Raw genomic sequence first — 20,377 nt, 5'->3', positions numbered from 1 at the left:
CACATGGAACACTATATTAGCCTGTTTGTTAAAGCCATTTTTATTGAAAATATGGCATTAGCATTTTTCTTGGGAATGTGTACTTTCCTTGCGGTATCGAAGAATGTAAAAACTGCTTTTGGACTGGGTATCGCTGTAACGGTAGTTCTTGGGATTTCTGTCCCAGCCAATAACTTGGTATACAACTTGGTATTACGTGATGGCGCGATTGCTGAAGGTATCGACTTATCCTTCTTGAACTTTATCACGTTTATCGGTGTTATTGCCGCGTTAGTTCAGATCCTTGAAATGATTTTAGATCGCTACTTCCCATCACTGTATAACGCGTTAGGTATCTTTTTGCCATTGATTACCGTTAACTGTGCCATTTTTGGTGGTGTTTCTTTCATGGCGCAACGTGACTATAACTTTAGCGAATCGGTCGTATATGGGTTCGGTTCGGGGATCGGTTGGATGCTCGCAATCGTATTGATGGCAGCTATTCGAGAGAAGATGAAGTACTCAGATATTCCATCGGGTCTAAAAGGGTTAGGTATCACCTTTGTGACAACCGGTTTAATGGCATTGGGCTTTATGTCCTTCTCCGGTGTGCAGCTATAAAGGCGAGAAGAATTCATGGAAATTATTATTTTAGGTGTCGTGATGTTTACCCTGATTGTCTTGGTGCTGACAGGCTTAATCCTGTTTGCAAAATCCAAGCTAGTCAACACAGGGAACATCAAAGTTGAAGTTAATGGCGATCCAGACAAAAGTTTTGAAGCTCCTGCGGGTGACAAGCTATTAGGCATGTTATCAAACCAAGGTATTTTTGTTTCATCAGCGTGTGGTGGTGGTGGCTCTTGTGGTCAGTGCCGTGTAAAAATCAAAGAAGGCGGTGGTGATATTCTGCCTACTGAGCTTTCTCACATTAACAAGCGTGAAGCAAAAGAAGGCTGCCGATTAGCGTGTCAGGTCAACGTTAAGCAAGATTTAAAAATTGAGCTTCCAGAAGAAATATTTGGCGTGAAAAAATGGGAGTGTGAAGTTATTTCTAATGATAACAAAGCCACTTTCATTAAAGAGCTGAAATTGAAAATTCCTGAAGGAGAAGTCGTTCCTTTCCGTGCGGGTGGCTTTATTCAGATTGAATGCCCGGCACATGTTGTCAAATATGAAGATTTTGATGTACCAGAAGAGTACCGTGAAGATTGGGATAAATTTAACCTATTCCGTTATGTGTCTGAGGTTAAAGAGCCAACTGTTCGCGCCTATTCCATGGCAAACTACCCGGAAGAGCATGGTATTATCATGCTAAACGTGCGTATTGCTACACCACCACCTCGTAATCCGGATGTTCCACCAGGAATTATGTCCTCTTATATTTGGTCATTAAAGCCAGGGGATAAAGTGACTATTTCTGGGCCGTTTGGTGAGTTTTTCGCTAAAGAAACGGAAGCTGAAATGGTGTTTATCGGTGGTGGTGCGGGTATGGCACCAATGCGTTCTCATATATTCGACCAACTGCGCCGCTTAGATTCTAAACGTAAGATTAGTTTCTGGTATGGTGCACGTTCTGTCCGTGAGATGTTCTACACCGAAGATTTTGACCAACTCGCTGCAGAACATGAAAACTTTACATGGAATGTAGCACTTTCTGACCCTATGCCTGAAGATAATTGGAATGGTTATACTGGCTTCATCCATAATGTCTTATATGAAAACTACTTGAAAGACCATCCAGCACCGGAAGATTGTGAGTTCTACATGTGTGGTCCTCCAATGATGAATGCTGCCGTGATCAAAATGTTGAAAGACCTCGGTGTTGAAGATGAAAATATCTTATTGGATGACTTCGGTGGTTAAGCAACTTAGCTGATTTTATTAGACTAATCAAAGTCAGTAGACAGTAACACTTTAAAGAGGGAAAATATTTTCCCTCTTTGTGATTTTAGTAAATCTATTAAGCGCTAATTAGTTAACGGTTAATAGGTAGGTTTATGATTATTTTGACTGGAACATTCTCTGCATGGGTGACGATGTAAAGTGTGTTAATAGTCTGGGCGGCCTTAACAAAATGCGCTCATGATTGACGCGGAGAAAATTATGCTAAGTAAAAGAATTTATACCTCGGTACTGCTATTTGTTGCAGCACTGTTTCTTACTGCCTGTGGTGGACCTGAACAACAGAATCTTCAGGGGCAAACAATGGGTACGTATTATTCGGTTAAATATGTCACAGATTCTTCGGAGCCAAAGCCTGAAGCAATTCAAGCCGAAATAGATAAACGTTTGGAAGAAGTTAACGACCAAATGTCAACATATCGCCCAGATTCAGAATTAAGCCGTTTTAATCAGTTTAAAGAAGTCAATACACCGTTCCCTGTTTCTGCTGCAACGGCAACTGTGGTTAAAAAAGCCATTGAAATTAATAAGCTGACTGATGGTTCATTAGATGTAACGGTTGGGCCTTTAGTTAATTTATGGGGGTTTGGTCCTGAAGGAAGAGTCACTAAAGCACCTTCGGATGAAGAATTGGCTAAGCGCAGAGCATGGGTTGGCATCGAAAAACTTGCTGTTCAAGATAATAACTTAATTAAAACGATCCCTGAGCTGTACGTCGATCTTTCTTCAATTGCGAAAGGCTATGGTGTTGACGTTGTTGCAGAATATTTAGAATCATTAGGCATCAATAATTATATGGTTGATATTGGTGGCGAAGTGCGTACGAAAGGAACAAATGGTAAAGAAGTGCCATGGCGTATCGCAATAGAAAAACCCGCATCGGATGGTGTCAGCCAAACAGCACAAGAGATTATTGAACCAGGTGACCGTTCTATCGCTACATCAGGGGACTACCGTAATTACTTCGAGCAAGATGGCGTTCGTTTTTCTCATACGATAGACCCAAAAACAGGAAAACCAATCACACATAATTTAGTCTCTATTACAGTAATTGCAGAAAATTGCATGAGTGCTGATGGCTTATCTACAGGACTAAATGTTTTAGGGCCTGAAGTTGGCTTTGCTTTAGCTGAAAAAATGAATATTCCTGTTTTTATGATTGTTAAGACAGATAAAGGTTTTGAAGAGCGCTATACTAAGGCATTCGAACCATTTTTAACCAAAAAACAGTAGTTGTAGGAGGATAAAAAATGCTGAATATTTTTATTGCAGCCTTTGCACTGTTTTTGCTGGCCTTTTTAGGTATGTCACTTGGATATATTATTAAGCGTAAGAGTATTCAAGGTAGCTGCGGCGGGTTAAGCAGTATTGGTGTTGAAAAGGTGTGTGATTGCCCTGAGCCTTGTGATGCACGTAAAAAACGCATGGCGCGTGAAGAAGCCCGCCAAAAAATACTGGATAAAAACCGTATTATTTGAATAGTAATATTTAATGGTTATATAACTAGTAATGAGCTGGAGATGTCTAAATATAACTATTAGACATCTCCAAATATTATTTTATCTTGTATGAGCAAGAATATAATAAATCTTTACTAAGAATATGTTATAAACAACTTTATGACATCTGTGTTAAAGCCATTGAACAAGAACTCGATGAAGGAAAGGCAACATATAGGCGTTTGGAGTCGCCATTAACACCTATGATTGCTTTCCCATTATCTGAGGTAGCGAAGTTATAAGGAAGAAATGAATCATTACCCCAAGTTTCACCACTTTCTGTTATAAAAGTGACTTGCCAAGATATTTGTTTTTCATAGAAAAAGACAAAACTATAGGCATCTTTTAAAACTTGTTTATCTTTTATATTATTAAAAACTTTATAGGTGTTCGTGAAATTAGATGTATTAATGACTAACTTAAATTCTTTGATATTTTCATTCCAATAATTTTCAACAGTTACTAAGCCTAATGGAGCTAGCATACTAATCTCTTAATATAAATTTACTCTGTTTTTATCTATTATATGGCCTAAATTAGCTGCATTCTCTTGGTGCATGAATCGGAGACTGGGTAATTAACATGCATGCTTTTTGTATTGCCATCAAATCTAATCGTAACCTTTCCATTATCACTGCTGTTAATTTGGCAAGGTAAAAAGTCACCACTACTCCACAGTTCATTATTTTTCGTTGTAACTTTAGCTTTCCAAGCACTTTTACCTGTTGTTGAGTAAGGGAATGAATTGGCAGTAGAGCTAGATGTGGAGTCTCCTAGATTATAAAATATAAACACACTATCATAGGGGGTATCACTATTATGATAATGTATTTCAATTTTTTTTAATGTTTCATTCCAATAATTTTCGACAATCATTGTTCCAAGGTTTGACATGTAACCTCCTTTAATATCAAATACGTGTAATGGTTTTAAATGTGTAATTGATGGTTGTTTTTAATAGCAAAATACAAAACCAAACTATAATTAAATTATTTTGTTCTTATGTTAAGGTGTTACTTTAATAATATTTTAGGTTAGTTAATTATTATGGGGTTTATACTAATCTCTTATCTGGAAATTAAGATGTGTTCCAATTTATTATCCAAAATTTAAAATATCATATGGTTGAATTCTGTTATTATAGCCTATGTTTTTTGTTGCTTAGTTTTTCTTACTTAATTCCATTTTTTTAGAGCACGAGCTAGAAGATGGATAATAAACTGTCATATTTTCAAAATTTCCATCAAAACTAATTGTAACAGTATTATTATCATCAGGATTAATTTGGCATAGTAAAAAATCACCGCTGCTCCAAACAGTACCTGATTCAGTGCTAATTCTAGCTTTCCATGAGCTTTCACCTCTGGTTGATAAAGGAAATACACCCGAATCTACGGTAGTAGACGACTGTCTACTTTCCAAATCAAAAAATACAAAGGCATTATTATTTGGAAGGTCACTATTATGGTAAAATATTTCAACTTTCTCTAATCTTTCATTCCAATAATTTTCTACAGTTATAGTTAAGTTGTTTGACATATAAAATCCTTTATTTTAGTTTATTTTTAAATGTTTTTTGTGGCGGATTAAATATATCAATTTTTCTATAGAGGTAAATTAAGAACAATTATTATTAATTGATGAAAAGGAATGAATGTTTTTAGGATGTGATTTAATTCCTAAGCTATTATTAAAGTAATAATAGCTTAGGTGATGTTATTTGATTATTTTTTAAATGCTTTTGGGGAATCAACCATTACAGCATCTACGCCAATTTCTTTTGCAAGTTGGTAGTCACTGTCAGTATTAACGCCAAAGACAATGATATAAGCATTGCCATTTTTTCTAAAACAGTCGATGGCTTCTTTATCCCATGAAAGGGTTGCAGGTGAACGTGCTTCTCCTAATGTATATTTTTCGACTACTTCAACTTTACGATGTAATTCAAAGCCATACCAACGAGTTGTTGTTTTGTCATTTGCTATTGAACATTGATGGTTCATCACAACATTTGCCAACAGGGTGCGAGTCTCATCACGACTTTCAAATAGTGGGATCTTTGGAGAAAGGGATTTGAGTGCTTTTAAAAATTCATCATTAGTGGAATAAAAACGTACTTGATTAAATGCATTGGTTTTATCTAAGAGGGCTAAAATCGCCTTTGCTTGAATATCAGGGCTGGCGTCAGGGGATTTTAAATCTATGTAGAAAGTTGTGTCTGGGTATTTTTGTAGAATACTTTCTAGTGTAGCGATAGTTGTTTTTTGTAATGGGAATTGCTGATTATGTTTTTGACTAAACTTATAAGCAGCATTGACATGATTGAGTTGTTCTACAGTATAAGCAGATACGTTACCTTTTTTGTCCGTCAATGAATCTAGATCACTCGGACGATATAGGACTAATTGATTATCTTTACTAAGTTGAACAGTAAGCCAAATAGCATCAGCATTATTTTGCTTGGCTAAATCAATGGCATAAATTGTGTTTTCTGGTGCATCCGCTGTTCCTGCACGGTGAGCTACAATTTTAGGTGATAGTGCTAAATTAGGTGATAGTGCGAAAACTGTTTGGCTAGCAAGCAGCATTATGAGAGGAGCCATAAATTTAACATATTTTGATGTTGATATAATTGCCATAGAGATGATCCATAAATAGTTTTTCAAGGTATTGTTGTTGGTAAAACAACTCTTTTTATTACTTTTTTGTTTAAAAGTAAGTATTAACGCTTATTTTTAAGACAAACTTTAAATCGAATCTTGAGTTGGATAGCTTGGCAGATGATTATTGCAATAATATGAATTGCCTAATTATCATGAGGTTAGATTTTCTATTCATCAATTTTATGGAGATGTGACAATAATTGCATGGCTAATAAAAATACTGTATATTTAATCAGGTGTTTGATTGGCAGAGCTAACCTGTGCGTAAAATTATTCATATTGATATGGACTGCTTTTATGCAGCGATCGAAATGCGTGACGACCCAAGCCTTCGTAATGTCCCCATTGCGGTGGGGGGAAGCGCAGATCGCCGAGGAGTTATTAGTACTGCAAATTATGAAGCCCGTCGCTACGGTGTTCACAGTGCGATGTCTACTGCGATTGCACTTAGGCTTTGCCCTCACTTGAAAGTGGTTCCTGGGCATATGGCACTTTACAAAGAAACCTCCCTGTATATTCGAAAAATATTTGCACGCTATACTGACCTCATAGAACCACTTTCTCTTGATGAAGCTTATTTGGATGTCACTGATTGTACGCAATTACATGGCTCTGCAACGCTAATTGCTGAGGCCATTCGCCAGCAAATCTTTGATGAACTGCAATTAACCGCTTCAGCGGGGATAGCGCCAATAAAATTTTTGGCGAAAATAGCTTCAGACATGAATAAACCTAATGGCCAATTCGTGATCACGCCGCAAAATATTGATCAATTTATTCTTAGCTTGCCTCTTAAAAAAATTCCTGGCGTGGGTAAGGTTACCGCTCAGAAATTAGCGGATATGGGGTTACTCACTTGTGCTGATGTCCAAAAATATGATGTTGTTACATTGGTTAAAAGCATGGGTAAATTTGGGCAGGTACTTTGGGATCGATGCCATGGTATCGATGAGCGTGCTATTAACCCTGATAGGCTCAGAAAGTCGGTAGGGGTTGAACGTACCCTTGCAGAAGATATATATCAATGGAACGATTGTCTGTTACTGCTTGATAGGCTCTATGACGAGCTACAATTGCGTTTAGCGAAGGTAAAACCCGATCTGCGTATTGCTCGTCAAGGTGTAAAATTTAAATTTGCAGACTTTCAGCAAACAACACAAGAACACGTATACCCAATTCTTAATAAACAAGATTTAGTTCAGATAGCGAAACAAGTTTGGGATCATCGCCGCTTAGGGCGTAGTGTTCGGTTAGTTGGTTTGCATGTGATGCTGCAAAGCCCGCAGCTTGAAAGGCAATTATTGCTTGAATTATAAAAAACACTCATCGCATGATGGGTGTTTGAGGTTGTTAACAAAGCGGGATAAAAGCGTGGTTTTTCCCGCTTTGTGTTATCAGACGAAAATCAATAATTTGATTTTCCTCATTTATTTTCAAAACCTATTAGACTTGCCGCCAAACATAATATGTTTGTCAGCAGTGTGACCCCCCATCGTATGATGGGGGGTCACAACAATGAATTGTTTATTCTTTGACTGGAATTACTTTTAAAACCGCAGTTAGTAATTTCCAATACTCTCCAACGCTTGCAATGTGTACACGTTCATCAGGGGAGTGTGCACCGCGAATAGTTGGCCCAATTGAAACCATATCCATGTCTGGGTAAGGTTTTTTGAATAGACCACACTCAAGGCCTGCGTGGATCACCATGACATTCGGGATTTTACCGAACAGCTTGTTGTAGGTATCGCTGACTAAATGCATCACAGGTGAGTCTGCATCTGGTTGCCAACCTGGGTAGCTACCTTCTGCACGGTATTGGGCGTGTGCTAATTTACTGATAGATGTCAGCATGTTAACAACGTAGTTTTTACCGCTATCGATAAGTGAACGAACAAGGAAGATAATTTCTGCTTTATCTTCTGTCAGGCGAACAACACCTTCGTTAAGTGACGTTTCAACCACACCAATGGCAACATCACTCATGCGGATCACACCGTTTGGTGCTGCATTTAAGAAGAAAACAAAACGTTTTTGGCAATCGTCAGAAAGAGCTTTCAGCTCACTCTGGGTTTCGTCTAGTAGCAGAACAAGGTTGGGTTCGACGACAGTTAATTCATTTTTCAGAATATCTTCATAACGTGCTCTTAGCGCAGTTAACTCAGCAACTTTGTCTGCTGGAACAGCAATAATGGCATAGGCTTCACGTGGAATCGCATTACGAACAGTACCGCCTCTGAAATCTAATAGTTTTAGGTTTAAATCTTCTGCGTGCCCAGCTAGAAAACGTGCTAACAGTTTATTGGCATTACCTAAGCCTAAATGTACATCACCACCTGAGTGCCCACCTTTTAGGCCTTTTAAGGTCATTGTGAAGGTTTTATAGCCTTGTGGTAATACTTCACGCGTCAGGTCAAACGTAGTGGTAAAGTCAACTCCACCAGCACAGCCCATGTAAATTTCACCTTCTTCTTCTGAGTCGGTGTTAATCAGAATATCGGCTTGTAACCAGCCTGCTTTCAAGCCAAACGCACCTTCCATGCCGGCTTCTTCGGTCATGGTCAGAAGAACTTCCATTGGCCCATGCTCAACACTATCATCAGCAAGAACAGCCAACGCAGAAGCTAAACCAATGCCGTTATCAGCACCTAAAGTGGTTCCTTCAGCGGTGACCCATTCACCATTAACATATGGACGAATTGGATCTGTTTTAAAGTCATGTACCGTGTCGTTATTTTTCTGTGGCACCATGTCTAAGTGAGCTTGTAAAACAACGCCTTTGCGGTTTTCATAACCAGGCGTTGCAGGTTTACGGATCAGAATATTGCCCACTTCATCGCGCTCAACGTGAAAGCCTTTTTGTTTTGACCAATCAACAATATGTGCGGCTAAGGCTTCTTCGTGGTATGAAGGGTGCGGGATAGAACAGATTTTCGCGAAGATGTCCCATAGTGGTTGGGGGGATAATATAGCAAGTTCAGACACGTTTTTCTCCTTTTCCCGTCATATTTTGAGTTGTAGCGTTGTTGGCTTCACTCGTAAACCCTAGTCACATACTTATGTATGCTCCTCGGGATTTTCTCATTTGCCGTCTAGCCACAACCCAAATTATTTAGGGAAAATATTTAATTTCCTTGGGGTATGGCATCACTAGTTTTATTGACCGAGCAACTCAAATTACCTCAGAGATTTTTAGTTGAGTTATGTTAGTTACTAGCTTGATATGCAAAATTAAATGATGCATTGCTGATAAACTCAGGATAACACTTTCTTTTGAGCAATGGACAGTGTAAATGATAATAATTAATGTCGAATGGTGCTTTTTACTGGTTTTTAACCGGCCAAATCACTATAATCTCGCGCAACCTTTTTTCCGCAAGACACATTTCAGATTTACTCAGCAGTCGGGACCCGAATTTTATGAGCGAAAAATATGTCGTAACGTGGGATATGTTGCAAATACATGCCCGTAAACTCGCACAACGTTTATTACCAGTAGAGCAATGGACCGGTATTATCGCGGTTAGCCGTGGTGGCCTTGTTCCTGGTGCACTTCTAGCACGCGAACTTGGTATTCGTAACGTTGACACTGTTTGTATTTCTAGCTATGACCATAACAACCAGCGCGAATTAACCGTGATTAAACGTGCTGAAGGTGATGGTGAAGGCTATATTGTCATTGATGATTTGGTGGATACAGGCGGCACAGCTCAAGCTATCCGTAACATGTACCCTAAAGCCCACTTTGTTACTATTTTTGCAAAACCTGCAGGGCGTCCATTAGTGGATGACTACGTAGTTGATATCCCACAAGACACATGGATCGAACAGCCATGGGATATGGGTGTCGTTTTTGTTAAACCATTGTGTGAACAAGATAAATAAATCTGTGTTTTACGCGAGTTTTAGGTAAAAACATTGTAATTATAAAGTGTTATAGAATTTATTGATTGCAAAAACACATTAATACCTAAAATTTTTAAACTAAACACGATATAATTTGGGGAGTGCATTTTTGCATTCCCTTTATTTTTGGCCAAATTCAACTCTGATAGACAAGGAAATAGGGATGACTCAGCAAAACCTTTCAGAAAAACTTTTCAAACCTAAAGTCAGACAAGTTGAAACGTCAACATTAGTCTCTTATTCATCTCAAACAATTTCTCAAATTAAAGAACATAGCGTGTTAAGTGGATCTCACCATGCGGGGTGGTACCGTATGATTAACCGCTTAATGTGGATTTGGCGAGGAATAGACGCCTTAGAAATTGAAGAGGTGCTAAGTCGTATTGCTATCTCAGATGCTGAGCGTAGTAATGATAATTTATTGGATACGGTCATTGGCAATCGTCGTGGAAATTGGTGTTTTGAATGGTCTCAGCAAGCCATGCATTGGCAGCAAAAAGCATTAGAACTTGAAAAAGGTACAGACGCAGGGGACGCTTGGTTGCGTTCAGCTAACTTATACAGTATTGCTGCTTATCCTTTTATTAAAGGTGACGAGTTGGCTGATCAAGCTATTTTGCTGGCTTGTAAAGCGTATGATAGCGCAGCAAAGTTTTCTCAATATCGTTTAAAGAAAATTCCATTTAAAGTTGATGGTGGAAAAGAAGTCTGTGGCTTTTTGCATATTCCTTCACACGGTCAAGGGCCTTACCCGACAGTGATGATTTGCGGTATGTTAGATAGCTTACAAATTGATTTTTGCCGCTATTTCCGTGACTACCTCGAACCTCTCGGCATTGCGATGCTAACACTGGATATGCCGTCTATTGGTTATTCGGTAAAACAAAAGCTTACACAGGAAACAAGCACCCTACATGAGCAAATTGTTCGCCAGCTTGGGGATATCGCTTGGATTGACCACACACGTTTTGGCATCGTGGGTATGCGTTTTGGCGCAAATATAGCGTTAAGATTAGCTTATATGTGTCCAGACAAGATTAAAGCAGTCGCTGTCATAGGGCCAATTGTGCACAGTTTATTGCATGAAGAGAAATATCAGCAGGATATTCCTCGGATGGTTTTGGATGTGTTCGCCAGTCGTTTGGGTATTTATCAAGTTGATGGTTCTGCTTTACGCCATGAATTAAGTTGTTATTCACTTAAAAATCAAGGGCTTTTAGGGCGACGCAGTAAAGTCCCAATGTTATCGGTTAGCCTTAAAGATGATATTTATAGCCCTAAAGCCGAATCTGATTTAATTCGACGCTCTTCGATGGATGCCGATACGATAATGCTACCAAGCCAGCCTGTTTTTGCTAATTTTGAAAAGGCGTTAAGTGAAACCACTAATTGGTTAAAAGCAAAAATACTTTAATTTTATTTAATAACTTGCTTATTTTTACCCATTTGTTAAAAAGGGATCTTCCCAAGAAGGAGATCCTTAACATGGCTTTACCGACTGATTACTCAAATGGAAAGTATTTAAAGAAGTTTGCTTCGATAGGACCTTATTTACGTGAAAAACAATGTTTAAATGGCTGTTATATATTTGATAGCCTCGTTGTTTGCGTGAATGCAAATATTGCCCCAGAAAAACGTGAATTTTGGGGATGGTGGCTAAAATTGGTAGCAACTGATAAGGGCTTTGAATTTACTTATCATTTTGGCCTATACAACAGCCATGGTAGTTGGCAAGTCAAAACACTAAAAGACGCGGCAACCATTGAAGCGACCGAGCAAAATTTAGTGTCATTTCACCAAGCCCTTGCAAAACAATTATCTGAACTTGAGTTAAGCCTCTTTCCCTCCCCGCTAATGGCAGAATTAAAACTGGAATTAAGCGCATAAATTTGTTTTAAACCAACTTTTGTTGAATTTTGCGTTATGCTTGTTGGCATAACGCGCTTCTCCTGATAAAAATAATACCTACTTTTTGGTTTATTAATCCTAATGGCAGAAAAATGATGAAAAATAGCCAGACGCTGGTAGTTAAATTAGGGACCAGTGTATTAACAGGGGGCTCGCGCCGTTTAAATCAAGCTCATATTGTTGAGCTGGTTAGGCAATGCGCGCAGCAATATGAAAAAGGGCATCGCATTATTATTGTGACTTCTGGGGCAATTGCCGCGGGTCGCGAACATTTAAATTACCCCGAACTGCCGGCTACCATAGCATCTAAACAGTTGCTTGCGGCGGTCGGTCAAAGTCGTTTAATTCAGTTATGGGAACGGTTATTCTCCATTTATGGCATTCATATTGGGCAAATGTTACTGACACGAGCCGATTTAGAAGACAGAGAACGCTTCTTAAATGCACGAGATACCTTACAAGCTCTGTTAGATAACGGAATCATTCCAGTTATTAATGAAAATGATGCCGTTGCTACCGCGGAAATAAAAGTCGGTGATAATGATAATTTATCTGCTTTGGCTGCGATTCTTGGCGATGCCGACAAACTGCTATTACTCACGGATATCGAAGGCTTATATGATGCCGACCCACGCAGTAATCCAAATGCAAAATTGATCCCCGAAGTGTATGGTATCAATGATGAACTTCGTGAAATGGCGGGGGGAAGCGTCAGTGGGTTAGGAACTGGCGGAATGGCAACTAAACTACAAGCAGCAGATGTCGCGGGCCGCGCAGGGATTGATGTTATCATTGCTGCAGGCAATAAACCGGATGTTATTAATGCGGTTATAGAAGATCTCCCTGTTGGTACCCGTTTTTATGGGCAAGAAAATCCAATGGAAAATCGTAAACGTTGGATTTTCGGTGCTCCAGCCGCTGGGGATGTTTACATTGATGATGGTGCACAACTGGCGATTATGGAAAAAGGCAGTTCATTGTTACCAAAAGGAATTAAAAAGATTGAAGGCGACTTCTCTCGAGGTGCAGTGATCCGTATTCGTAATATGGCAGGAAAAGACCTAGCTCATGGGGTCAGCCATTATAACAGTGATGCACTTCGAATGATTGCTGGGCACCATTCACAAGAAATCAGCAAAATACTTGGCTATGAACACGGTTCTGTGGCTGTTCATCGTGATGATATGATAGTGAGTTAATTATGTTAGAGACAATGGGTAAGGCAGCAAGAGTTGCTTCATGGCAATTAGCTCAGTTAAATACCAAACAAAAAAATGCCGCACTATTACAAATTGCAGATCTACTAGAACAAGATAATGCAGTTATACTTGCAGCGAATCAAAAAGACATGGCGCAGGCAAAAGCAAGCGGTATGAGTGAGGCGTTACAAGACCGCTTATTATTGACGCCAGAGCGTTTAAAAAGTATTGCTGATGATGTCAGAAAAGTATGTCAATTAGCTGATCCTGTTGGGCAAATCATTGATGGAAGCCAATTGGATAGCGGTTTAAATTTACAACGTCGCCGTGTTCCATTAGGGGTTGTTGGCGTTATCTATGAAGCACGCCCTAATGTCACCGTTGATGTGGCTTCGCTATGTTTAAAAACAGGTAATGCGGTCATTTTACGTGGTGGGAAAGAGACGCATCATACTAACCTTGCGGTGGTGGAAGTTATTCAAAAAGCATTGGAAATTAGTGGCTTGCCAGCAGATTCAGTACAAGCTATTAATAATCCGGACCGTGAATTAGTTGCGCAATTACTCAAATTAGATCGTTACGTCGATATGCTAATCCCTCGCGGCGGTGCGGGGTTACATAAATTATGTCGTGAGCAATCCACGATCCCGGTAATTACTGGGGGAATTGGCGTTTGCCATACGTTTGTTGATAAATCGGTGGATTTTAATAAAGCCATTAACGTAATTATTAATGCGAAAGTTCAGCGCCCAAGTGCCTGTAATTCACTTGAAACATTATTAGTTCATAAAGAAATTGCGAGTGAATTCCTACCGTTTTTAAGTGAAAAAATGGCGCAGCAACAAGTCACACTGCATGCGAGTGAAAAAGCACTTCCATTACTAAAACAAGGCCCAGCGAAAGTTGTTGATGTTAAACCTGAAAACCTTGTCGATGAGTGGCTATCACTGGATCTTAACGTAGAAATTGTTGATGACATTGACGCAGCTATTGACCATATTCGCCAGTATGGTACTGCGCATTCTGATGCTATCTTGACAGAATCTATTCATCAAGCTGACTATTTTGTTCAATGTGTAGATTCAGCAGCGGTATATGTTAATGCAAGCACTCGCTTTACTGATGGTGGGCAGTTTGGTTTAGGTGCAGAGGTCGCAGTGAGTACGCAGAAATTACATTCACGTGGCCCTATGGGGTTAGATGCACTAACAACGTATAAATGGATCGGATATGGCGACTTTTTGAGTCGTCCGTAATGAGTAAAAATGATGAGATAGCCACACTTGTGTGGCTTTCTTTTTTTATTTGTCAAATTAGGCAATTTATCATAAGCAAATTTGTAATCAGTATTGCTTAGTATTCATGATGATGGGATGAAATTTAATGTTTTACATTATCGGTCCAAGAGGTTCGGGTAAAACCACAATTGGTAAAAAATTTGCAGAATCTAAAGGCTATCAATTTGTTGATACAGATAAATTGGTTTTAGAAAAAGCGGGAAAAAGCATCGCTGAAATTGTTGAACAGCACGGTTGGGATTACTTTCGTCAGCTAGAAACTGACGTCCTTAAGTCGATTAAGCAAAATAATATAATTGTTTCTACTGGCGGAGGCTTGGTTCTCGCAGAAGAAAATCAGCAAATTATGCGTAATAACGGCACTGTTATTTATTTAAATACCCATCCTGAAGTTTTAGCAAAACGCCTTGCAGCAGAGCCACAAGCGGATCAACGACCAAGTTTGACCGGGAAATCTTTAATTGAAGAAATTGAAGAAGTGATGCAACAAAGGGAACCTATCTACCGTGCGACAGCTCACCATATTATTGATGCTGCACAGCCTGTCGACGATATCATCGCACAACTTAATGATTTAACTTAAACCCATGAGTGATAAGCCAGCGGTGTTTTCGGAATATACTAATTAGAGTAAAGGGAGTAGCTCAGTAAGATAGAAGTTACTAAAGGTATAGTCATATCACACTAATATATAAAAATATAATCATAGTATAGGGACTCATTATGTTGGCAAAGATAGTCAAAACAGTACTTAAATTTTTGTTTCGCGTGCAAGTTATCGGCGATGCGAAAGAGTTTAATCAAGATAAATGCTTGATTACACCTAATCATGTTTCTTTCCTTGATGGTGTATTAATCGCGCTTTTCTTACCTGTTAAACCTGTATTTGCTGTTTATTCAACATTTGCCACACCGAAAATGGTGAAGCGCCTTAAGCCCTATGCGGATATTGTCCCTCTTGATCCTGCCAACCCTCTAGGTATTCGTCATCTAGTTAAAGAGGTAGAAAAAGGGCGCCCGATAGTTATTTTTCCAGAAGGCCGAATTTCGGTTCATGGCTCTTTAATGAAAATATACGAAGGAGCGGCTTTTGTGGCCGCAAAGTCCGGAGCAAAAGTTGTTCCTATTCGTATAGAAGGGGCTCAATATAGCCATTTTGGGCGTTTGAAAGGCATTTTTCCATTAAAATGGTTTCCGAAGATCACATTGCATATCTTGCCAGCACAAGCTATACCAATGCCAGAAGCACCTAAGGCTGTAGAGCGTCGAGCTCTGGCTGGTGAACACCTGTACCAAATCATGAAATCTGCTCGAATGTCTTGTTTACCACAAGTCACATTAGTTGAAGAATTTATTCAAAGTGTTCAGTTTTTTGGCCGTCGTACGCCTTGTATTGAGGACATCGCATTTAAAGAAGACTCGTATCAATCCCTATTGAAAAAAACTTTAGGGGTTGGTCGTATTATTGAACGCTATACACATGAAAATGAAAGAGTTGGCCTATTATTGCCAAATGCGACAGTCACCGCAGCTGCAATTTTTGGCGCTTTAATGAGAGGCCGAGTGCCTGCTATGCTCAATTACACCGCAGGCAGTCACGGTATTAGCAACGCGTTAAAAGCCTCTGCGGCGAAAGTCGTCTTTACTTCGCGCCAATTTTTGGAAAAAGGCAACTTAACTCATATTCCAGAACAAGTACCAGAAGCAAGCTGGATTTACCTTGAAGATTTAAAAGATACGGTAACATGGCAAGATAAATTATGGATTATTAAACACTTATTCAACCCTAAAAAAGCCATTCTTCCTCGTAAACCGTCTGATGAAGCCGTTGTTTTATTCACATCTGGTTCTGAAGGTACACCAAAAGGTGTTGTTCACAGCCATGCTAGCTTGATGGCAAACGTAGAACAAATAAAAACGATCGCTGATTTCACCCCACGTGACCGTTTTATGTCGTCACTGCCGTTATTTCACGCATTTGGTTTGACGGTTGGTTTATTTATCCCTCTATTTTCAGGAAGCCGAGTTTTCCTTTATCCAAGCCCATTGCATTACCGAGTCATTCCTGAATTAGTCTATGACAAAAACTGCACCGTATTATTCGGAACATCAACCTTTTTAGGCAACTACGCACGGTTTGCTCATCAGTATGATTTCGCACGTTTACGTTATGTGGTTGCCGGTGCAGAAAAATTATCGGATAAAACGAAAAAAATCTGGTTTGATAAATTTGGCATCCGAATTCTTGAAGGTTATGGGGTCACTGAATGTGCGCCAATTGTATCAATCAATGTCCCTATGGCCGCGAAAGAAGGCTCTGTTGGGCAAATTTTACCTGAAATGGAAGCGCGAATTATTCCAATTTCTGGAATTGAACAGGGTGGTAAATTACAGCTTAAAGGCCCAAATATTATGAAAGGGTATTTGCGCGTTGAAGCCCCAGGCGTCCTTGAAACACCACAAGCTGAAAATGCACAAGGTGAAATAGAGGAAGGTTGGTACGACACTGGTGATATCGTTGAATTAGACTATAAAAATTTCTGTACAATAAAAGGCCGTGTTAAACGTTTTGCTAAACTTGCAGGCGAAATGGTTTCCCTCGAAAGTATCGAGCAAATGGTGGCATCTCTTTCTCCCAATGCAAATCATGGTGTGGTTACAAAGCCAGATAGCAGTAAAGGTGAAGCGCTTGTCTTGTTCACAACAGATAAAGAATTAGACCGTAGCGCATTATCCCGTGCAGCCAAAAGCAAAGGGTTAACCGAGTTAGCGGCTCCACGCGATATTCGTTTTGTTAAAGAGTTGCCAGTGCTAGGTAGTGGTAAAACGGATTTTGTCACATTAAAGCAAATGGCATTAAAGGATGAATAATATGCAAGAAAGCACTTCCAATTCACCGCTAATGAGCCGAGGTATGAAAGCAGTACTGGCTTCACAGTTCCTCTCTGCATTTGCGGATAATGCATTATTATTTGCCATATTAGCCCAGCTCAAAGCCGAATTTTACCCCGAGTGGAGTCACCCTATCTTGCAAATGGTGTTTGTTTTCACTTATATCATTTTAGCGCCATTTGTTGGGCAAATCGCCGATAGGTTTTCAAAGGGCCGAGTGATGTTGTTTTCTAACATCTTTAAGTTTATTGGAGCATTAGGGATTTGTTTTGGCCTAAACCCATTCCTTTGCTATGGGTTAGTAGGTATCGGTGCCGCATCCTATTCACCGGCTAAATACGGTATTCTCGGTGAACTCACTGGTGGCGATAACCTTGTTAAGGCCAATGGTGTGATGGAGGCTTCAACAATTGCAGCCATTTTAGTGGGGTCAGTTGTCGGAGGAATGCTTTCCGATATTAACTTAATCTTAGCGTTAGGTACATGTGCTGTACTGTATGCGTTAGCCGTTATCGCGAATTTTTTCATCCCACACTTAGCTGCGGCGAGGCCAGGAAAAGGTTGGGATCTTAAGCTGTTGATGACGTCTTTTTTCAGTGCTTGCCGTGTGCTATGGGCGAATCAAGAAAGTCGTTTTTCACTCGTCGGAACTAGCTTGTTCTGGGGAGCCGGGGTAACGTTGCGTTTTCTGCTCGTTGCGTGGGTGCCTGTGGCGTTGGGGTTACAAGACAACACCACACCAACCATTCTAAATGCAATGGTTGCGGTGGGGATAGTCGCAGGTGCGGGGCTTGCTGCCAAATTTATTACCTTAAAAACGGTTTATCGATGCATCCCTGCGGGAGTTATTATAGGTGTGATGGTAGTGTTACTTTCTTTGCAAACTAACATTATTCCATCCTATTTTATTTTAATCATTCTTGGGGTTTTTGGCGGTTTATTTGTCGTTCCATTGAATGCATTATTGCAAGAAAAAGGGAAGGAAACCGTTGGAGCTGGGAATGCGATCGCCGTACAAAATTTAGGTGAAAATAGTGCAATGCTGATTATGTTAGGCTTGTACTCACTCGCTATTAAAGCAGGTTTGTCAGTTGTGAATGCGGGTATTGGTTTTGGTGCTGTATTTGCAATTGCGATTGCAGGTTTATGGGTTTGGGATCGTGCTCGTAAAAAAATGGCATAAAGGTAGATAACATCATGATAGATGAGAAGCGGCTTGAAACACTGAGTATTCAGGTTGGACTGAAACTGAAAGAACAGGGTAAAACAGTCACAACCGCAGAGTCTTGTACTGGGGGCTGGGTTGCGAAGGTTTTAACCGATATCTCGGGTAGCTCAGATTACTTCCAGCGCGGTTTTGTGACATACAGTAATGAAGCAAAGCATCAAATGATCGGTGTTAAGAGTGAGTCTTTACAACGGTATGGCGCTGTAAGCCAACAAGTTGTTACTGAAATGGCGGAAGGCGCTTTGCAAGAAGCCTGTGCAGATTTCGCTGTTTCAGTTAGTGGAATTGCAGGCCCTGGGGGCGGTAGTATAGAAAAACCTGTTGGTACGGTATGGTTTGGTTTTGCGCAAAAACAGGCAGACCAAACGGTATTTGTTACAACACAACATAGAGTGTTTCAAGGAAATCGAAACGAAATTCGTTTTCAATCAACAGTTTATATACTTGAAACACTTTTAAAGCAGTTAAATTAAAAATTTCCTTGATACTGTATGATTATACAGTATAATTAATTTCAACAAACCGAATTCAATCGTTTTATTTGCAGTGGTCAAAGCATTGCACTTAGGGAGTAAACATGGCTATTGATGAAAACAAACAAAAAGCACTTGCAGCAGCATTAGGCCAAATTGAAAAGCAATTTGGTAAAGGTTCCATTATGCGTCTTGGTGAAGACCGCTCTATGGATGTTGAAACTATCTCAACAGGCTCCTTATCCCTTGATGTTGCATTGGGTGCTGGTGGCTTGCCACTAGGTCGTATTGTTGAAATCTACGGCCCTGAATCCTCAGGTAAAACAACACTAACCCTGCAAGTTATTGCAGCAGCACAACGTAGCGGTAAAACGTGTGCTTTTATCGATGCTGAACACGCTTTAGACCCTATCTATGCTAAAAAATTAGGCGTCGATATCGATAACTTACTGTGCTCTCAACCCGATACTGGTGAACAAGCGCTAGAAATTTGTGATGCATTAACTCGCTCAGGTGCAGTTGATGTGATCATCGTTGACTCCGTTGCTGCGTTAACACCAAAAGCGGAAATTGAAGGTGAAATCGGTGATTCACATATGGGCTTAGCTGCTCGTATGATGAGCCAAGCAATGCGTAAGTTAGCGGGTAACTTAAAAACATCTAATACCCTACTGATCTTTATCAACCAAATTCGTATGAAGATTGGTGTTATGTTTGGTAACCCAGAAACAACAACGGGTGGTAATGCATTAAAATTCTATGCATCTGTTCGTTTAGACATCCGTCGTATTGGTGCAGTGAAAAATGGCGAGGAAATCGTCGGTAGTGAAACTCGCGTTAAAGTGGTAAAAAACAAAGTTGCAGCGCCATTTAAACAAGCTGAATTCCAAATTTTGTATGGTGAAGGTATTAATACCTTCGGCGAGCTAATTGACTTGGGTGTAAAACACAAATTAATTGAAAAAGCAGGGGCTTGGTATAGCTATAACGGCGATAAAATTGGCCAAGGTAAAGCTAACTCAACAAATTATTTAAAAGAGCACCCTGAAGTCGCCCAAGAAATTGATACCAAACTGCGTGAAATGTTATTAAACCACACAGGTGAATTTAGCAGTGCGGCAACAGACTTTATCAATGATTCTGATGAAGAAGAAACACCAGAAGAATTTTAATATCAATCTAGTTAATTGATTGGTAAGTAAATTATAGGCGCTCCGCTAATGTGGTTGCGCCTGTTTTATTTTAAACCTATTACATTAATAGTTTATTGAACAGTTTTTCTGTGGAAAAATACACCAGTGCAAGGTATAAACATACTTTCAGAAAATATCTAGACGCTTTACAATGAAAGCTGCGAATGGATGTATCTATATTTTACTTCTGCACAAAGAGACTTTATCTTATCAGTCACTTTTTAATCGGAGAGTTGA

20 protein-coding genes are annotated in these 20,377 nt (G+C 39.7%); 15 read left to right on the top strand and 5 right to left on the bottom strand.

Annotated features, from left to right (window positions below; genetic code table 11):
- The first annotated feature begins 3 nt into the window (after window positions 1–3).
- The 4 genes from nqrE to nqrM all read left to right on the top strand — a co-directional run bounded on the left by nqrE (window position 4) and on the right by nqrM (window position 3,359).
- Entirely contained in the window at window positions 4–600 is a 597-nt protein-coding gene (gene nqrE / locus PSF09_RS13775) for an NADH:ubiquinone reductase (Na(+)-transporting) subunit E (protein WP_004914100.1), read from the top strand.
- A gap of 15 nt (window positions 601–615) precedes the next feature.
- Window positions 616–1,842, top strand: a complete 1,227-nt coding sequence (nqrF, locus tag PSF09_RS13770) for an NADH:ubiquinone reductase (Na(+)-transporting) subunit F (RefSeq protein ID WP_004914098.1) — start codon at window positions 616–618, stop codon at window positions 1,840–1,842.
- A gap of 240 nt (window positions 1,843–2,082) precedes the next feature.
- Window positions 2,083–3,114 carry an FAD:protein FMN transferase gene (locus tag PSF09_RS13765; protein ID WP_042851653.1) on the top strand — a complete coding sequence of 344 codons (1,032 nt, stop codon included), beginning with the start codon at window positions 2,083–2,085 and terminating at the stop codon, window positions 3,112–3,114.
- A gap of 17 nt (window positions 3,115–3,131) precedes the next feature.
- Window positions 3,132–3,359, top strand: coding sequence for a (Na+)-NQR maturation NqrM (gene nqrM, locus PSF09_RS13760; protein ID WP_198641892.1), 228 nt, complete (start codon window positions 3,132–3,134; stop codon window positions 3,357–3,359).
- Between the two features lie 139 nt (window positions 3,360–3,498).
- Here nqrM and PSF09_RS13755 read toward each other — a convergent pair whose 3' ends face one another.
- From PSF09_RS13755 to PSF09_RS13740, 4 genes are all read right to left on the bottom strand, one after another.
- Entirely contained in the window at window positions 3,499–3,864 is a 366-nt protein-coding gene (locus PSF09_RS13755; RefSeq protein WP_272665445.1) for a hypothetical protein, read from the bottom strand.
- Between the two features lie 47 nt (window positions 3,865–3,911).
- Complete coding sequence (locus PSF09_RS13750; protein WP_272665444.1) at window positions 3,912–4,274, bottom strand: hypothetical protein; 363 nt, start codon at window positions 4,272–4,274, stop codon at window positions 3,912–3,914.
- Window positions 4,275–4,541: 267 nt separating this feature from the next.
- On the bottom strand, window positions 4,542–4,919 hold the full coding sequence (locus PSF09_RS13745; protein WP_272665443.1) for a hypothetical protein: 378 nt from the start codon (window positions 4,917–4,919) through the stop codon (window positions 4,542–4,544).
- 185 nt (window positions 4,920–5,104) lie between these two features.
- Window positions 5,105–6,019, bottom strand: a complete 915-nt coding sequence (locus PSF09_RS13740) for a glycerophosphodiester phosphodiesterase family protein (protein ID WP_272665442.1) — start codon at window positions 6,017–6,019, stop codon at window positions 5,105–5,107.
- 284 nt (window positions 6,020–6,303) lie between these two features.
- On the opposite strand from PSF09_RS13740, the gene dinB reads away from it, so the two are divergent.
- Complete coding sequence (dinB, locus tag PSF09_RS13735) at window positions 6,304–7,359, top strand: DNA polymerase IV (protein WP_272684017.1); 1,056 nt, start codon at window positions 6,304–6,306, stop codon at window positions 7,357–7,359.
- Window positions 7,360–7,567: 208 nt separating this feature from the next.
- Here the strand turns inward: dinB and pepD are convergent, their stop codons facing one another.
- The gene (gene pepD, locus PSF09_RS13730) at window positions 7,568–9,028 is read right to left on the bottom strand and encodes a beta-Ala-His dipeptidase (protein WP_272684016.1); all 1,461 of its coding nucleotides are present in this window, start codon (window positions 9,026–9,028) and stop codon (window positions 7,568–7,570) included.
- A gap of 435 nt (window positions 9,029–9,463) precedes the next feature.
- On the opposite strand from pepD, the gene gpt reads away from it, so the two are divergent.
- From gpt to recA, 10 genes are all read left to right on the top strand, one after another.
- Window positions 9,464–9,928, top strand: a complete 465-nt coding sequence (gpt, locus tag PSF09_RS13725) for a xanthine phosphoribosyltransferase (protein WP_036958965.1) — start codon at window positions 9,464–9,466, stop codon at window positions 9,926–9,928.
- Window positions 9,929–10,112: 184 nt separating this feature from the next.
- A complete protein-coding gene (frsA, locus tag PSF09_RS13720; protein ID WP_210837498.1) occupies window positions 10,113–11,363 on the top strand; it encodes an esterase FrsA in 1,251 nt (416 codons plus the stop codon).
- 71 nt (window positions 11,364–11,434) lie between these two features.
- Window positions 11,435–11,836, top strand: a complete 402-nt coding sequence (gene crl, locus PSF09_RS13715; protein WP_272665439.1) for a sigma factor-binding protein Crl — start codon at window positions 11,435–11,437, stop codon at window positions 11,834–11,836.
- A gap of 116 nt (window positions 11,837–11,952) precedes the next feature.
- On the top strand, window positions 11,953–13,056 hold the full coding sequence (gene proB / locus PSF09_RS13710; RefSeq protein WP_272665590.1) for a glutamate 5-kinase: 1,104 nt from the start codon (window positions 11,953–11,955) through the stop codon (window positions 13,054–13,056).
- A gap of 2 nt (window positions 13,057–13,058) precedes the next feature.
- On the top strand, window positions 13,059–14,312 hold the full coding sequence (proA, locus tag PSF09_RS13705) for a glutamate-5-semialdehyde dehydrogenase (RefSeq protein WP_272684015.1): 1,254 nt from the start codon (window positions 13,059–13,061) through the stop codon (window positions 14,310–14,312).
- Window positions 14,313–14,439: 127 nt separating this feature from the next.
- Window positions 14,440–14,937: a shikimate kinase AroL gene (gene aroL / locus PSF09_RS13700; protein WP_196719821.1), complete on the top strand. Its 498-nt coding sequence runs from the start codon at window positions 14,440–14,442 to the stop codon at window positions 14,935–14,937.
- Window positions 14,938–15,077: 140 nt separating this feature from the next.
- On the top strand, window positions 15,078–17,225 hold the full coding sequence (aas, locus tag PSF09_RS13695) for a bifunctional acyl-ACP--phospholipid O-acyltransferase/long-chain-fatty-acid--ACP ligase (protein ID WP_272684014.1): 2,148 nt from the start codon (window positions 15,078–15,080) through the stop codon (window positions 17,223–17,225).
- 1 nt (window position 17,226) lies between these two features.
- Entirely contained in the window at window positions 17,227–18,429 is a 1,203-nt protein-coding gene (lplT, locus tag PSF09_RS13690) for a lysophospholipid transporter LplT (protein ID WP_272665436.1), read from the top strand.
- Between the two features lie 14 nt (window positions 18,430–18,443).
- On the top strand, window positions 18,444–18,947 hold the full coding sequence (gene pncC / locus PSF09_RS13685; protein WP_272684013.1) for a nicotinamide-nucleotide amidase: 504 nt from the start codon (window positions 18,444–18,446) through the stop codon (window positions 18,945–18,947).
- Between the two features lie 104 nt (window positions 18,948–19,051).
- Window positions 19,052–20,119: a recombinase RecA gene (gene recA / locus PSF09_RS13680; RefSeq protein WP_004914068.1), complete on the top strand. Its 1,068-nt coding sequence runs from the start codon at window positions 19,052–19,054 to the stop codon at window positions 20,117–20,119.
- The last annotated feature ends 258 nt before the right edge of the window (window positions 20,120–20,377 follow it).

This window comes from Providencia sp. PROV141 (assembly GCF_028481645.1).
Classification (GTDB): Bacteria; Pseudomonadota; Gammaproteobacteria; order Enterobacterales; family Enterobacteriaceae; genus Providencia; species Providencia rettgeri.
The sequence above is the reverse complement of the archived record's forward strand: the minus strand, read 5'-3'. Positions and strand labels throughout refer to the sequence as shown.

What these genes read in the sequence shown, in the direction of transcription:
- PSF09_RS13765 (WP_042851653.1), top strand. Translation starts at nt 2,083, where the DNA reads ATGCTAAGTAAAAGAATTTATACCTCGGTACTGCTATTTGTTGCAGCA.
- PSF09_RS13740 (WP_272665442.1), bottom strand. Translation starts at nt 6,019, where the DNA reads ATGGCAATTATATCAACATCAAAATATGTTAAATTTATGGCTCCTCTC.
- nqrE (WP_004914100.1), top strand. Translation starts at nt 4, where the DNA reads ATGGAACACTATATTAGCCTGTTTGTTAAAGCCATTTTTATTGAAAAT.
- aas (WP_272684014.1), top strand. Translation starts at nt 15,078, where the DNA reads ATGTTGGCAAAGATAGTCAAAACAGTACTTAAATTTTTGTTTCGCGTG.
- crl (WP_272665439.1), top strand. Translation starts at nt 11,435, where the DNA reads ATGGCTTTACCGACTGATTACTCAAATGGAAAGTATTTAAAGAAGTTT.
- proA (WP_272684015.1), top strand. Translation starts at nt 13,059, where the DNA reads ATGTTAGAGACAATGGGTAAGGCAGCAAGAGTTGCTTCATGGCAATTA.
- gpt (WP_036958965.1), top strand. Translation starts at nt 9,464, where the DNA reads ATGAGCGAAAAATATGTCGTAACGTGGGATATGTTGCAAATACATGCC.
- recA (WP_004914068.1), top strand. Translation starts at nt 19,052, where the DNA reads ATGGCTATTGATGAAAACAAACAAAAAGCACTTGCAGCAGCATTAGGC.
- aroL (WP_196719821.1), top strand. Translation starts at nt 14,440, where the DNA reads ATGTTTTACATTATCGGTCCAAGAGGTTCGGGTAAAACCACAATTGGT.
- pncC (WP_272684013.1), top strand. Translation starts at nt 18,444, where the DNA reads ATGATAGATGAGAAGCGGCTTGAAACACTGAGTATTCAGGTTGGACTG.
- PSF09_RS13755 (WP_272665445.1), bottom strand. Translation starts at nt 3,864, where the DNA reads ATGCTAGCTCCATTAGGCTTAGTAACTGTTGAAAATTATTGGAATGAA.
- nqrM (WP_198641892.1), top strand. Translation starts at nt 3,132, where the DNA reads ATGCTGAATATTTTTATTGCAGCCTTTGCACTGTTTTTGCTGGCCTTT.
- PSF09_RS13745 (WP_272665443.1), bottom strand. Translation starts at nt 4,919, where the DNA reads ATGTCAAACAACTTAACTATAACTGTAGAAAATTATTGGAATGAAAGA.
- nqrF (WP_004914098.1), top strand. Translation starts at nt 616, where the DNA reads ATGGAAATTATTATTTTAGGTGTCGTGATGTTTACCCTGATTGTCTTG.
- frsA (WP_210837498.1), top strand. Translation starts at nt 10,113, where the DNA reads ATGACTCAGCAAAACCTTTCAGAAAAACTTTTCAAACCTAAAGTCAGA.
- proB (WP_272665590.1), top strand. Translation starts at nt 11,953, where the DNA reads ATGAAAAATAGCCAGACGCTGGTAGTTAAATTAGGGACCAGTGTATTA.
- PSF09_RS13750 (WP_272665444.1), bottom strand. Translation starts at nt 4,274, where the DNA reads ATGTCAAACCTTGGAACAATGATTGTCGAAAATTATTGGAATGAAACA.
- lplT (WP_272665436.1), top strand. Translation starts at nt 17,227, where the DNA reads ATGCAAGAAAGCACTTCCAATTCACCGCTAATGAGCCGAGGTATGAAA.